This window comes from Pleomorphochaeta sp. DL1XJH-081 (genome assembly GCF_049310885.1).
Taxonomy (GTDB): domain Bacteria; phylum Spirochaetota; class Spirochaetia; order Sphaerochaetales; family Sphaerochaetaceae; genus CAYZJV01.
In genome coordinates this window covers 839,249-853,231 of record NZ_JBMDYO010000001.1, presented here as the reverse complement: position 1 = coordinate 853,231, position 13,983 = coordinate 839,249, and the positions used below count along the sequence as shown (strand labels likewise).

Below are 13,983 nucleotides of genomic sequence, written 5' to 3'. Positions count from 1 at the left end.
TTCGGATACCTGTGGATGTAAATAGAAAAAGAGGCTTTGGAACCTATGGCCTCGAAATCTTGATACTGATAGCAATATCAGTAGTCTATTCTTTTGCTTTCCCTGGCTTCCTGTCTGAAAAGGGTTTCGGTGCGATTGCATTTTTTGCACTGATACCCCTTTTTGCGGTTATCCGCCAGACTACTTGGAGAGCCATTCCTTTCTACGGGTTCATTTTCGGGTTCGCCTTTTATACTTGTTTCAATTATTGGCTCACCACTTTCCATCCACTCGCAATCTTGCTGGTCCCCATAATTAAGGGTGGGGAGATGGTGATGCTGTTTCCAGCACTTAAAGCTGCTGATCGTTGGTTCAAGCGGTATGGTTTTCTTGTACAAGCGATCATCTGGGTTGCTTATTCCTATCTTAGTCAGACCTGGTTTGCAGGATATCCCTATGGGACGATCAGTTCAGCAGCATACCTCTACCTGCCTTTCATTCAGATAGCAGAATTTTCTGGAATCTGGGTAATTACATTCATCATGATATTGCCCCAATCGTTTCTAGGACGGTATGTCGCCGACCAATTTACCGCTGTCCGCCAATCATTCGGAACATTTCTAAAAAATTATTTGCCCCTGGTTGCTACTTATGGTGTGATCATCGTGTTGGTCCTTTCGTATGGATTTATCAGTATGTCGAATTGGAATTCAAATGAACCTGAACTTACGTGGCGAGTTGCTACCATCCAACATAGTGCTGATTCATGGAAAGGTGGGTATACAACCTATAAACGGAATTTCAATAATCTTCGTACCATGAGCTTACAAGCTTTACAGGAAGATCCAGACATGATCCTATGGTCGGAAACTGCATTCGTGCCCTCTGTCTATTGGCATACTACCTATAAGACTGACGAAGCTACTGCTGACCTAGTCGATGAATTCGTAGCTTTTGGTAAATCGTTGCCTGTCCCATTACTTACCGGTAATCCCGAGGGTGTATTGGATGATCCCGATGCCTCACCACTCAAACCTGATGGAACATGGAACCGAAAGGACTACAATACTGTGATTATGTTCGAAGGTGGTGAGATAAAGAACACCTATCGCAAGCAGCATCTTGTACCGTTCACTGAACATTTTCCCTATGAAAAAGAGCTGCCATGGTTGTATAACTTGCTTCTTGCGAATGATTACAATTGGTGGGAGAAAGGGTATGATCCAGTTGTCTTCGAAACCGATGAGGGTGTAAAATTTTCAACGCCAATTTGTTTTGAAGATGTATTCGGGTATCTCTCTGCAGGATTTGTCCGAAATGGAGCCGATGTTATCGTAAATATGACCAACGATAGTTGGTCGGGTGCCGTGTCTGCAGAGATGCAGCATCTTGCATTGGCTGTTTTCCGATCGATTGAGAATAGGCGTTCTACTGTCCGTGGAACCAACTCCGGTATCACGGCTGTAATTCTTCCTACGGGAGAGGTTGTGGATCCGATGGAACCTTTCACCCGTGGGTGGCATATCTATGATGTTCCTGTTCATTCTGGATCTGGACACACAATTTATACTCGCTATGTCGATATACTCGCATACATAGCTATCTACCTTTCTATCGGATTGCTTGCCTTTGGGGCGGTGTCTCGTATCATTCGTTGGAGAAAGGAACGGCAAAATGGCTAACGGACATGCGACAGTCTCTCTTTGTATTATAGGTACTGAAATCACACGGGGAATCATCAGCGACAAACATGGCAATCTCATGGCTAGGGAACTTACTAATCTCGGTTATGAAGTCAACCGGATTGTTATTGTTCCTGACGATGGGTCACTCGGTTCCATCTTGGAACAGATTATTCAGGAGACGGAAATTGTCCTGCTTACCGGAGGACTTGGACCAACTAGTGATGATATGACCCGTCAGGTGGTTGCTGATCTGGCAAAAGTACCGCTCGTGCAGGATGAAGATGCCTATAAGTCTCTTTATGAGAGGATTGGTGATCGGATAGTAGGCGCGAACCAGCGACAAGTTTGTTTTCCTCAAGGCTTTCAGGTCATTCCGAATCCCAAAGGAACCGCTCCTGGCTTCTCTGGGCTAATTCCTGTTCGAGAAAAAGACGGTACCATGAGGGATGTATTATGTTTTGCCATGCCAGGACCTCCTGTGGAAATGCATGAAATGTTCTATGGTAGGATTCTCCCTACTCTTGCCGATAAGATTGGAAAGAATTCGGTTGGTCGTGATGAATTTTCGTGTTTCCTCACACCAGAATCAAAACTTGAGGAAATTTGTGCCGAATGTGCCCGTGATGCCATTCTTTGGGGCACACGTGTGCAAGAATACCGTATTAGTCTCTATCTCAATGGGGGATCCTCTGAATCACGGGAACAGATGGCGCAAGCCATAGGAGAGCGGTTGGGTGTCGGTTTGCTCTTCAAGGGAAATATCGAAGTTATGGATTTACTCAGTGGTCAACTTCTTAACGATAGAGGCTTATTGGCCAGTGCAGAATCTTGTACGGGCGGGTTAGTTGGGAAATTAATGACCGACAAGGCTGGGAGTTCTGCCTGGTTCTGGGGGTCTGTCGTATCCTATGCTAACCGCGCTAAAGAATTATTGCTAGGAGTTCCCCCGCAGACCATCGAAAAGTTCGGAGCTGTATCGGAGGAGACCGTCCTCTCAATGGCTCAAGGATTGTTAGAACGTTCGGAGGCGACATTGACTATTTCAATCTCCGGAGTTGCCGGTCCGGATGGTGGTACAGTCGAGAAACCTGTGGGAACGGTATGGCTTGGATTTGCCAATGATACAAGAACTTCTCGTGCAGTAAAAATCCAATTCAGCTCGTATGGAAGGAGTTCTGTACGAAGAAGGGCTGCCGTTGCAGCCATTTTGCTTGCTTACTTTTATGCAAAAGGGGACGACTTGCTTGACATCGTGAGAACGTGGCAATATATTTAATGTATCCCGCGGGATTGCCTTTTACCTACCCAAACAGAAAAGATTTCCTGCGAAATCATACATCAAGAACGAAATAGACAAAGCTAACAACAAGCTCGTATCCCTGTGGATTCGATTCTTTGGAGATTATCAATGACATCAGAATATGACAATGGTCCTGAACTGTTCGCAGTTCCCGGAGAAGGGAACTCGGAATCTTCTGGATCACAGAAAGGACCGAAGCGTGTCGTAAGACGAAAAAACGCTGATGCGTCTTCGCCAGTGGTGGTTAAGATCAAATCGGTAAAACCTGCGAACACAGAACCTGCATCAGAATCTACTAGTGCTACTGATTCTGGCGGGCAACCTCCAGTTAAGAAGAGAGGTCGTCCACCAAGAAAGAAACAAAATGATGTAGTTCCGCCTCCTGCGGTTGAGGAGAGCCCGAAGGATAGAACTCCTTCCCAGCAACCGAAACCCCAAAACCAAAGCCAAAATCAGGGACATTCGTCACCGCAGCAATTTAATCGACCACAATCTAGACCCCATCAAGGTGGGAAACAGAACGGTCGGCAAAAGCAAAATTATCAGAAAAATAATCATAATCGTCAGAACAACCGATCGAATTCACAGGTTGAGGATATTCCCGTTGAAATCTACGTGGAAGACCCAAATGCACCAAGGATCACAGTTAACGATCTGACTAAGACAACCTTACCGGTATTGCGCCAAAAAGCCTTGGAATTTGGCATTTCTCAAGAAATAATACTGGATCTGAAACGTCAGGAACTTATTGTGGAAATACTGAAGGCTCATACCGCAGCTGGAGGTGTTATCATGGCTTATGGAGCCTTGGAAGTTCTTCCAGACGGCTATGGATTCCTTCGCTCACCCCAAAACAATTATCTCAGTGGTCCAGAAGACATTTACGTTTCCATATCGCAGATAAAGATGTTGAGTCTCAAAACTGGAGACACAGTAGAAGGGCAAATCCGAACTCCTCGCGATGCCGAACGGTATTTTGCGATGATCAAGGTCCAGTCGATAAATTTTGAAGCTCCTGAACTTGCGCGGGCTAGAGCAGGGTTCGATTCCCTGACACCCCTATACCCCGATTCCCGATTGAATTTGGAGTCTGAAGAATCCGATATTTCTACAAGAATTATCAATCTCTTTTGTCCAATCGGAAAAGGACAGCGAAGCCTGATTGTTGCACCTCCTCGTGCCGGAAAAACTATTCTTATGCAGAAGATCGCAAATGCGATATCAACCAACCATCCGGAGGTCTACCTCATGGTTCTGCTCATTGACGAGCGTCCTGAAGAGGTCACCGATATGCGAAGGACAGTAAAAGGCGAGGTTATCGCATCAACCTTCGATGAACAGGCTTCCCGTCATGTCTCTGTTGCTGAAATGGTGATTGAAAAAGCGAAACGTTTGGTCGAACATAAACGAGACGTGGTTATATTGTTGGACAATATTACACGATTAGCCCGTGCTTATAACCAGACTGTTCCAGCCTCGGGAAAAATTCTTTCCGGTGGTGTGGATTCCAATGCACTCCATAAACCAAAACGATTCCTTGGAGCAGCACGAAATATTGAACATGGTGGAAGTCTTACGATCATTGCCTCTGCCTTGATTGAGACCGGCTCTCGCATGGATGAAGTCATATTCGAAGAGTTCAAAGGAACAGGAAACAATGAGATAGTTCTTGATAGACGTATGGCTGAGCGCCGATTGTATCCCGCTATAAATATTAAGAAGTCGGGAACACGACGTGAGGATCTTTTGCTCTCTCAGGAAGAAACAGCAAAGATCTGGGCGCTTCGGAATGCCATCAATCCAATGGAAGATATCGAGATGACAGAGCTCCTCATTGACAAAATGAAGAAAACAAAGAATAATGAGGCGTTTCTCCGTTCCATGAACACCGGAGTCATGTAGGGGAGAGGGAAAATGAAGTCGTCCTTCTGTCAAGGCACACAGCCGTAGCAGAGGGTAGCAGTATAGATATTGGAGGAATAGAAATGAAAGAGGGAATCCATCCCAAGTACGAATTGACCAAGGTTACCTGCGCTTGCGGGAATGTGTTTGAGACGAAGTCTACCGTCAAAAACCTCGATATTGAAATTTGTAGTGCATGCCACCCGTTCTTCACCGGCACCCAGAAGCTGGTTGATACGACTGGTCGTGTTGAAAGGTTCAAGAAGAAATACGGCCTTTCTGATAAATAATACTATCAGTATCAGACGAAACCGCTTCTGTACAGGAAGCGGTTTTTTATTGCAATCTCCTTGTTCTTGGCCTAAGATTGAGACATAAAGGACCATATGAAACAAATTTTGGAACTCCATGAACTAGAATATGAGGATAAGCCAAGCAAAGTAGTGACTGTTCCGGGAATTGTGACATTCTTAGGAGAGTTCGCCGATTATTGCAAGGGTTTTACTCTGTGTGGAGCTGCCACGACTTCTTTGGAAGTGGCCATCTCGCCACGTTCAGATCAAAGTGTCCGTCTTTTTATGGCCCCCATGAAGGATCGTAAGAGATTCAATATCCAGAATATCAAATACCGACGTGAAGACCGGTGGGCGAATATTATTAAAGGTGTTGTCTCAATTCTTCATGCACGAGGATTCTCCACCGGTGGTTTCAATCTTACCTTTTCTGGAGGGTTGTTGGCAAAAGATGGAAGTATGGTCGACTCTGCAATTGCATTGGGGTCAGCTATTGCACTCCGGGAAATTTTTCATCCAGAATTGAATTTGGATGATTGTCCTGCAATCGGATATTCGGCAATATCTTCGTTCGTCAGCGAAGAGTGTAGGCTTATTACCTTTCTTGCTATGTTGCAAGTGAATAGAGATTCTTTACTTCTATTTGATGTCCATCACCTCACGAGTGAGAGGATTCCCCTTTCAAAGGATGACAGTTCCTATATTCCCATGATTGTGGAGAGTAAAATTTCTCCCCACGCGTTACGGGAAGAGTTGGCTATAAGAAGGAAAGAGAGTAAAGCAGCCTTCGAAAAGTTCAGGGAAGTTTTTCCCGGTGGATTGGTCCGTGATATTTCGGAGCAAGAAGTAAAGGAATCGGTCAATCTTTTGAGTGAGGAAGAGAAGAGGATTTGTCTCTACGTGCTCTCGGAAAGTCGCCTTGCTCGTGAGGGTGCTCGTCTGCTTGCACAAAAAGATATGGTGATGTATGGTAAGGTTCTAAGCAGGGTACAGGCAGGATTGCGGGATGTTTTTGAAGTCACCTGTCCGGAAATTGACTGGCTTACAAAGCGAGCCACTGAAATCAATGGATGTCTAGGCGCAACCATGATCACCACAGGTTCCAGCGGAACTATTCTGGTGTTGCTTTCCCGTGATTCCTTGGATCTGTATACCGCTAGAATGGAGGAGTACGAGCATATCTTTGGTTTCAGACCCACATGGAGTGCATACAAACCTGTGGAAGGCCTTAAGATTGACTCATATACGAAATGATCATACTGTTGACCAACGATGATGGCTACCAGTCTGCTGGTATCACTACATTAGAAACGGTATTACTCGAAGCTGGCCATGAAGTATGGGTTTGTGCGCCTTCGGACCAGAGAAGCGCCCAATCCCACGCCATGACACTCAAAGGGAAAATTAAATTCATCCGTTACGATGCAAGACACTACCACTGTAGCGGCACGCCTGCCGATTGTGTTCTTTATGGTCTCAATGGTAATGCGCTTCCGGTAGTTCCCGATGTGGTCATTTCGGGAATTAACCATGGATATAACGCCAGTACTGATATTCTCTATTCTGGAACCGTAGGTGCTGCAAGTGAGGCTGCTTTGCGGGGAATTCCTGCAATCGCCATTTCCGCAAGGGCTGACAAACATAGTGGTGAATATCCTTTTGTGGAAGCTGCGACTTTCTTGGTTGAAAATCTTTCGTCTTTCCTTCCTCTTTGCACTCGGGAAGTATTACTCAATATCAATGTACCACCTTCTCCGAATGGAAAATGGAAGGTCGGTATGATAGGACAGCTCGAATATTTCGATGTGGTCGAACGCAGTTCCTCCGCAAGATCTACCAGTTATGATGCATCTTCGACAAAACTCGGCCTTGCGTATGGAGACGATACACTCGATGCCAATGGAATCGAAATCGGCGATGAGATGACGCTTACTTTGAAAACTGAAGTTCCTCCCGAGCTGGTCAGAACAGAAATGGAGAGTGACTATCAACTTCTGGGAGAGCATTATATCTCTGTTACTCCTATCATGGTCCACCCTGTAGTTGATATGGAAACTGTGAAAAGCCTCGAACTCTTGCGAAGGGGAGTCTGATCCATGCGACAAGCGTCTGCTGCTTGGGAAGCAAAATGTTCTCGTTGTGGTCTCTGTTGTCATGAGAAGGTCATTGTCGGCAAGACAGTGATGTATGACCTGGATTCTTACTGTGAACACTATGATCCAAAGACGCATCAGTGCAAAATCTATTTTGAACGACTTGAAGAACAATCCCGATGCAAACGGGTTTCCCGATTTGCCGCAATGTTCGCATCATATTTACCCGAATCCTGTGCCTATGTACAATGGGCTCGCTCGAAACATCTCCGGTTTGCTCTTCGAAGAAAGATAGAATTTTCCCGTAGTGGAGATCGTGGAGATTCCAGCGAAGACGATGATCCTTCCTCTTTAATTGTGACTCAGTGAGTGACTTGACCCAACGGGTCCCAGATTCGTATGTTTTAAAGAGAGAAGGTACATGAAAACAGTATATTTAGATAACAATGCAACAACTCAGATGGCCCCAGAGGTCATTGAATCGGTACAGGGAAGTTACGATCTTTATGGTAATGCTTCCAGTATGCATGGATTCGGGAGGATTGCCGCAGCTGCGGTTGAAGACGCCAGGAATTCTGTCGCACGAATGATTGGTGCCGATCCCCACGAGATTATTTTCACCAGTGGAGGATCGGAATCCGATAATGCCGTATTTGCGCAGGCACGCGAAATGATTGATGATGGTGCTAAAAGAAAACGTATCATCACATCAACAATTGAACATCCTGCTATCATAGAGACCTGTCGTTATTTGGTGAAAAGGGGATATCTCATCGACTACGCACCTGTGGATAAAACAGGAAAAGTCAATCTGGATGCTTTCCGTAAGCTCTTGGGTCCAGATGTTCTGCTTGTGTCTATCATGGCAGGGAACAATGAGACTGGAACCATTCAGGATATTCCTACGATCACCAAGATGGCACATGAGTTCGGAGCTTTGATGCATACCGATGCAGTCCAGGCTATCGGGAAAATGGATGTTGATGTCCATGCATGGGGGGTAGACTATCTAAGCCTGTCCGGTCATAAATTTTACGGACCGAAAGGAGTAGGAGCCCTCTATATCCGCAAAGGCGCACCTTTCGAAGCTTTTGTAAAGGGCGGTCATCAGGAAGACGGCAAACGTGCAGGAACCTATAACAATGCTGCTATTGTAGGAATGGGAATTGCAGCCGATCTGGTTATAGAGACTTCAACCGAAGAACGAATTACCTTATGGCGACTTCGTGAAAAACTCAGGAAAGGATTACAGGAAAGAATTCCTGACGTGGTGGTCAATGGTCATCCTACCGAGTGTCTACCTGGGACATTGAATGTCTCGTTTGCGGGAGCTGAGGGGGAGTCAATTCTCCTGATGCTCGATTTCGAGGGAGTTTCTGTCTCGACAGGATCCGCATGTGCGACCGGTTCTTTGGAACCCTCGTATGTCTTGCTGGCAAGTGGGCTAGATGTCGAATTGGCGCATGGTTCAATCAGATTCAGTCTTGGTAGGTTCAATACTGAAGATGATATCGATTATGTTCTCGAGAAAATGCCGCCTATTATAAAGCGGCTGAGGGAGATTTCTACAAGATGAATAAGAATAGTTCCGTTTGGGTATATACAGATACAGTAAAAGAGCACTTCATGAATCCCAAGAATGTATGGGAAGATGACACTTTCATTCCTGATGGCGAAGGCCTCGTAGGGTCTATGGCATGTGGAGACCAAATGAAGGTAGGTATTACTGTCAAGGATGACAAGATTACCGATCTAAAGTGGCAGACGTATGGATGTGCAAGTGCTATAGCTAGTACCTCCATGATGTCTGAAATTGCAATCGGAATGACCTTGGAAGAGGCTTACCAGCTGACTCCAGCAATGATTACTGATCGTTTGGGAGGTTTGCCGCAACACAAATTCCATTGTTCAGTATTGGGAGATAAGGCTTTACGAGCTTCAATCGACGATTATTTGGAAAAACAGGGTCGAGAGAATCCCTATAAAAAGAGGGTAGCGAAAGTAATTTGCGAGTGCAAGAATGTTACAGACCAAAGAATTGAGGAGCTTGTGAAGAGTAAAGAGGCTACGACTTTAGACGAGCTACGTGATATTACCGGTTATGGAACCGTCTGTGGGAAATGCCAGTTCAAGGTCCAACAACTGTTTGACGAGTTCAAGCATATCTACGATGTATGACACTCTGAGTGGAACTCGCTGCCGCCGATGAATTCGCGTAGCAGCGAGTCACTTGGAACCAGATCTGCCGGAATCGGATACACATTCTCAAGGAATCCCAAAAGCCTTCGGGCTGTCGGATATGCGTCGTAAGCTTCAGGTTTAACTGTTTTAAGTAATGGCTCTGCATAAGGTTTGAGTACCGGCAGCTCATATTCCAAGGCAGAGTTTATCATTACATCAGCTTGGTTTTGGAATGGGAAGATATGGCGGGTTTCTCCCCGTTCTACCGAAGGCCACATCTCCAATGTCTGTTGGGCTGTAGTACTTCTCGTCCGATTGTCTCTGACAATTCTACGGAGTATGCGGTTATCTGTAGTCGAAATCCGGTTGTGGTCATCCAAGTTCAGTTGTGTGAGAGCACTGATGTAGATCTTAAATGTCGTGCTCCGGTCGATTCCTGGAATCAACATGGGGTTGAGACCATGGATACCCTCGATGACTAATATGGTGTTGTTTTTGAGATTAATGGGTTTCCCTTCATAATATCGTCTTCCATTTTCCCTGAAATCGAATTTGGGTAAATCTACCGCTTCCCCGGCGTAGAGATCTTTGAGGTTTTGCTGGAATAACTGAAGATCTAATGCTTGGAGCACTTCAAGATCTGGTTTCCCCTCGTCATCCAAGGGAGCCTGGTCCTTAGGTCGGTAATAATTATCCAGAGATATCTGGATAGGGTTGAATCCAAGAAGACGTAATTGGATTGACAATCGGATAGCGAAGGTTGTTTTCCCAGAGGATGAGGGACCGGCGATAAAGACAACCTTTACAGTGCCTTTTTGTTCCACCATATCGGCAATCTGGGCAATTCTCCGATGTTGCAGATCCTCATTCATACGTATGAAAGTAAATATTTCCTGCGAGCCGCAGATATTATTCATCTCTCCCAGGCAATTCACTTTGAGGATATTTCCCCATATCTTATTCTCCCTGAATACTGAGAACAAGAGCGGATTGTCTCTGAATTTTGCGATATGGAGAAAGTCGCTCGATAGTGGGTAACGAAGAAGCATTCCCCTGTCTCCATATGGTTTGAGTTCCCAAATCTCAACCAAACCAGTGAACGGCAAAAGTGGTTCATAGGTGATATCCATGAACTCTCCGCAGCGAAACAATTCCAATGTTGGATCATTTCGGTAGGATAGCAACATCTCTGTAGCCAAATATCCTTTATCTTTGAAATGCCTCAATGCATCATTATAGGAGACAGTACCCTGGTGAATAGGTAGGTTGGCATCAACCAGTTCCCTCATCGCCTTTGCGAGTAACTTCACATCATTTTCATCCAATGCGTATATACCATCGAAGGTATAATAGAACCCATCTCCCAGAGCATGACCTACAATCAATCTTCGCTGTGGGAAAACCTTTTCACTGGCATAGGCGAGAAGATAACTCAGTGTGTGTCTATAGATCCGTTTCCCGAGATCGGAGAATAGTCTTACAGGTTCAATATCGGCATCTACCGATAATTTTGCACCAAAGGAGAGGATTTCATTATTCATGCGCAGGGCAATCACCGGATTCTCTCCATAAGATGGAGTACTCGAATTGAGTTTGAGTTCATGGGAGACGATAGCTGAAACGCGGGTTCCAGAGGGTACTTCGATTTTTTTATTCCCAAAGCGTAAATTGATAATGTGCTCCATTGTGATTACCTTCTCAGATCCTGTTTGAATTTGTATCGAACCATGTCCTGGTCGAGAGGATATCCCCAGTAGGCAGCTTCAAGTACTCTGATGATGTCCTGCGTATTGGCGGTATGACGGCTGGTCAGTAAATCAACAGAATTGTGGATAGCCTGGGCAAGTGTTTCCAATTGTTCTGGCCGGATCAGTCTCTCTTTTCCCTCTGTTTTTCTAATGTCGTGGAATCGCATAGGAGCAGGAGTAGAAAGTGATTTCGTTAGGCTATCGAAAAATTGAGATACCCAATCAATGGTTGCGAGAGCGGCATATTCAGTAGTAGAGGCATCTTCGGTTCCGTCATCCTTAGAGACTTCGATTTCACTGCTTACTTTGGCAAGGATCATTTCATTGCCACGTAAATTGTATCGCAGTGCATGGGGCAGTAGGATCATCATACAGTGCCCATAGGGTATTCCGACAAACTTCTCTATTACGATTGCACATGCGTGCGCTATACCAGCCTTCGTTGTAGAGGCTGCATATCCAGCCATTTGGGAGGCTACAGCAATCCCTTCTCTCGCCTCCAAGTCATGGGGGGAGTGTACGATTCGGAATGCATGTTTTTGTAATAATTTAATAGCCTGAAGTGCATAGGTTTCTGTAAGTTGGACAGATAGCGTGCTGGTCAAGGACTCCATAGCACGTCCGAGAATCGCTGCAACTCCCATTGCAGTCTGCAGCGATGAAACGGCTTTTGTCATTTTAGGATCGATAATAGTAACATCGGGTAATAGATTGAAATGCTCAAATCGCAAAATACGTCCATGCTCACGATCGTTCAGATAGGCTACCTGGGTGGCACCACTTCCAGAGCCTATTGTTGTAGGGATGAGAATGAGAGGGCAGGGAGTGTCAAACACCTGTAAGGTGAATCCTTCATTATTTTCGTCTGTCGCGTCTATTCCATGGATTGAGAGTTTTACGGTCTTAGCCAGATCCATTACTGTACCGCCACCAACAGCGACTATTCCATCATTGCCTTGTTTTTTAAAGAGTCTCGTCAATTCTCTTGTCGTCTCGCTTGTGATTTCTTCAGATGATAAAATAGAAAAACTTGACGGGATACTCACATGGGTCTGGGTAGGATGCTCCCACCCAGATACCAGTAGATCCTTATCACCAATCAATGCTGCACCGTTGCTCATTACTATTAGAGGGTTATGGCATCCAAGGGAGGCAAGTAGCTCTGGAAGTAGCCTCACGGCATCCTTCCCAAATATTGTTCTTACCCGATTTTTAAGGGAGTAGTCGACAAATGCTTTCATCACGACCTCCTCTCAATGGGAAAGTGAGCTAGGAAAGAGACCAATTCTTCCTCATGGTCTTTATCGATAAAAAGGCTTTTCAATTCACCGCAAAGTTGCTGCAATACTTGGTCGGTTCCTTTCGGTTCGGTCAAAGAGAGCCATGCCTTGGAAAATTCAATTGGATCCATCCCTCTCAATAATCGCTTCATATGTGTGTAGAGTGGGCGATGTTGTTTATCTATGAGTGAGAATACAGCGGGAAGCATTGCTGCTGTGGTTTGGTATTGGTCTGCAAGACCTGAAATAGCCAGGTGTTTGCAAAAATTGATGATAGTGGATTCTCCCCTATTTTGTGCACATATTCCCGCCGCATGGCTCGTGGAGATCGCGAATAGTGTACAATCGATCCATCGTTGTCCGGTAAGCCCTGGTTCAAGGAGGAGTTCCATTGTCTGGTGAGCATGTTGAAGACCCGATTCTGCTATACCCATCAACATGGGATTTTCGTTCTCCAGCAAGGATGTACAGATATGCATCAGTGCACTACATACGGTTCTTGCCACATTCTTTGGTGTTGTGGCACGCGTCAAGCGTCCGTCTCCAATCGTATGGGAGGGGAATTGAACAGAGAATTCGGAGCAGTCACTCTCGCCACAAGGAACGACAATTGTCTTGAGTTCTTGTGCTGCAATTTTCCCTTTTCCCAATGTATCGGAATCTCCTGCGAGTAGGATTCCATCATGACCTTGTTTTCGAATATATTGCCCCATCTCTGTAAGATCCGAAACATTCGTCGATGAGGTTATGATTGAGCTATTGCTTTCCCAATCGATATGGCTTTTACCATAAACATGGGAGAGGATTTTCTTGATACTCCTTTGTTGAACAATTTCGTCTGGGAGTATCCAGAAGGGATTTTCTACCGCCAAGTCGACCAATAGTCCAGGTAAGGAATTCAGAGCGATTCTACCTATCGTGATTGGTGTAGCTACTTGGAATGAAGAGATTGGGCCGTGTATTGATTCTGGCGTCATGTCTTCACTCCTCTCGTACGGATCTTCTCGAAGAGATAGCGAATCCGCCGTTTTTGGTATTCCAAAGGTGGAAATACATCGTTTGCAATCGCACGCGCTTTTTTCATGCCTCCAGTGTATGGCAAACTTTGTTGGATAAGTCGTATGAGAGACATCACTAATGGGCTTGGTCCCTGAACCCGGATATCTCCCGTTGCGATAATCTCTGATAGCATTCTTTTGGCGCAGAATAACTCATATAACCGTTGGAATGATGTACAATGGATCCGGATCTTCGACTGGGAGGGGAGGTCTGTGGTAACCTTGGTAAACTTTAGATCGGATTTGACCAGCTCCAATACATACTCCGAGCATTCGACCTGACAACTGAAGGAAATGATAGTTCCGTCTGGAATCGAATCCAATTCGAGTCTAACTAGAGGGTCAATTTGGGCAGAAAGTCCAATTCGTGTCCAAAGGGTTTCCAATGTATGAATGACCCGAAGCCGTCTCATGGGGTTGCCACCTCTTACATCATTCTAATAGGTGTAATCGTGTTCTGCAAG

Annotated in this window: 13 protein-coding genes; 9 read left to right on the top strand and 4 right to left on the bottom strand. The window is 45.3% G+C overall.

Annotated features, from left to right (window positions below; genetic code table 11):
- The first annotated feature begins 11 nt into the window (after positions 1-11).
- The 9 genes from lnt (at position 12) to ACODJP_RS03895 (ending at position 9,430) form a co-directional block, all read left to right on the top strand.
- Positions 12-1,661 (top strand): apolipoprotein N-acyltransferase, encoded by a 1,650-nt coding sequence (gene lnt / locus ACODJP_RS03935; protein ID WP_422478678.1) that lies wholly within the window; start codon positions 12-14, stop codon positions 1,659-1,661.
- Complete coding sequence (locus ACODJP_RS03930; protein ID WP_422478676.1) at positions 1,654-2,940, top strand: nicotinamide-nucleotide amidohydrolase family protein; 1,287 nt, start codon at positions 1,654-1,656, stop codon at positions 2,938-2,940. Before lnt ends, ACODJP_RS03930 begins: the two co-directional genes overlap by 8 nt.
- Positions 2,941-3,072: 132 nt before the next feature.
- Positions 3,073-4,866, top strand: coding sequence for a transcription termination factor Rho (gene rho, locus ACODJP_RS03925; protein ID WP_422478674.1), 1,794 nt, complete (start codon positions 3,073-3,075; stop codon positions 4,864-4,866).
- 83 nt (positions 4,867-4,949) lie between these two features.
- Positions 4,950-5,156 carry a 50S ribosomal protein L31 gene (gene rpmE / locus ACODJP_RS03920; RefSeq protein WP_422478672.1) on the top strand — a complete coding sequence of 69 codons (207 nt, stop codon included), beginning with the start codon at positions 4,950-4,952 and terminating at the stop codon, positions 5,154-5,156.
- Between the two features lie 96 nt (positions 5,157-5,252).
- Positions 5,253-6,413, top strand: a complete 1,161-nt coding sequence (locus ACODJP_RS03915) for a galactokinase (protein WP_422478670.1) — start codon at positions 5,253-5,255, stop codon at positions 6,411-6,413.
- Complete coding sequence (gene surE, locus ACODJP_RS03910) at positions 6,410-7,252, top strand: 5'/3'-nucleotidase SurE (RefSeq protein WP_422478668.1); 843 nt, start codon at positions 6,410-6,412, stop codon at positions 7,250-7,252. The genes ACODJP_RS03915 and surE overlap by 4 nt, the downstream gene beginning before the upstream one ends.
- Before the next feature lie 3 nt (positions 7,253-7,255).
- A complete protein-coding gene (locus tag ACODJP_RS03905; protein WP_422478666.1) occupies positions 7,256-7,621 on the top strand; it encodes a hypothetical protein in 366 nt (121 codons plus the stop codon).
- A gap of 52 nt (positions 7,622-7,673) precedes the next feature.
- The gene (locus ACODJP_RS03900) at positions 7,674-8,828 is read left to right on the top strand and encodes a cysteine desulfurase family protein (protein WP_422478664.1); all 1,155 of its coding nucleotides are present in this window, start codon (positions 7,674-7,676) and stop codon (positions 8,826-8,828) included.
- Positions 8,825-9,430, top strand: coding sequence for an iron-sulfur cluster assembly scaffold protein (locus tag ACODJP_RS03895; protein ID WP_422478662.1), 606 nt, complete (start codon positions 8,825-8,827; stop codon positions 9,428-9,430). The genes ACODJP_RS03900 and ACODJP_RS03895 overlap by 4 nt, the downstream gene beginning before the upstream one ends.
- Here the strand turns inward: ACODJP_RS03895 and ACODJP_RS03890 are convergent.
- The 4 genes from ACODJP_RS03890 to ACODJP_RS03875 are packed head-to-tail and all read right to left on the bottom strand — an operon-like array spanning position 9,418 to position 13,932.
- On the bottom strand, positions 9,418-11,118 hold the full coding sequence (locus tag ACODJP_RS03890; protein WP_422478660.1) for a nucleoside kinase: 1,701 nt from the start codon (positions 11,116-11,118) through the stop codon (positions 9,418-9,420). The genes ACODJP_RS03895 and ACODJP_RS03890 overlap by 13 nt on opposite strands.
- Before the next feature lie 5 nt (positions 11,119-11,123).
- Positions 11,124-12,422, bottom strand: a complete 1,299-nt coding sequence (locus ACODJP_RS03885; protein WP_422478658.1) for an iron-containing alcohol dehydrogenase — start codon at positions 12,420-12,422, stop codon at positions 11,124-11,126.
- Positions 12,422-13,438 carry a hypothetical protein gene (locus ACODJP_RS03880; RefSeq protein ID WP_422478656.1) on the bottom strand — a complete coding sequence of 339 codons (1,017 nt, stop codon included), beginning with the start codon at positions 13,436-13,438 and terminating at the stop codon, positions 12,422-12,424. The genes ACODJP_RS03885 and ACODJP_RS03880 overlap by 1 nt, the downstream gene beginning before the upstream one ends.
- Positions 13,435-13,932, bottom strand: a complete 498-nt coding sequence (locus ACODJP_RS03875) for a hypothetical protein (protein ID WP_422478654.1) — start codon at positions 13,930-13,932, stop codon at positions 13,435-13,437. Before ACODJP_RS03875 ends, ACODJP_RS03880 begins: the two co-directional genes overlap by 4 nt.
- Positions 13,933-13,983 lie beyond the last annotated feature (51 nt).

Coding starts and splice junctions, on each gene's coding strand:
- ACODJP_RS03930 (WP_422478676.1), top strand. CDS start 1,654: ATGGCTAACGGACATGCGACAGTCTCTCTTTGTATTATAGGTACTGAA.
- rho (WP_422478674.1), top strand. CDS start 3,073: ATGACATCAGAATATGACAATGGTCCTGAACTGTTCGCAGTTCCCGGA.
- rpmE (WP_422478672.1), top strand. CDS start 4,950: ATGAAAGAGGGAATCCATCCCAAGTACGAATTGACCAAGGTTACCTGC.
- ACODJP_RS03915 (WP_422478670.1), top strand. CDS start 5,253: ATGAAACAAATTTTGGAACTCCATGAACTAGAATATGAGGATAAGCCA.
- surE (WP_422478668.1), top strand. CDS start 6,410: ATGATCATACTGTTGACCAACGATGATGGCTACCAGTCTGCTGGTATC.
- ACODJP_RS03905 (WP_422478666.1), top strand. CDS start 7,256: ATGCGACAAGCGTCTGCTGCTTGGGAAGCAAAATGTTCTCGTTGTGGT.
- ACODJP_RS03900 (WP_422478664.1), top strand. CDS start 7,674: ATGAAAACAGTATATTTAGATAACAATGCAACAACTCAGATGGCCCCA.
- ACODJP_RS03895 (WP_422478662.1), top strand. CDS start 8,825: ATGAATAAGAATAGTTCCGTTTGGGTATATACAGATACAGTAAAAGAG.
- ACODJP_RS03890 (WP_422478660.1), bottom strand. CDS start 11,118: ATGGAGCACATTATCAATTTACGCTTTGGGAATAAAAAAATCGAAGTA.
- ACODJP_RS03885 (WP_422478658.1), bottom strand. CDS start 12,422: ATGAAAGCATTTGTCGACTACTCCCTTAAAAATCGGGTAAGAACAATA.
- ACODJP_RS03880 (WP_422478656.1), bottom strand. CDS start 13,438: ATGACGCCAGAATCAATACACGGCCCAATCTCTTCATTCCAAGTAGCT.
- ACODJP_RS03875 (WP_422478654.1), bottom strand. CDS start 13,932: ATGAGACGGCTTCGGGTCATTCATACATTGGAAACCCTTTGGACACGA.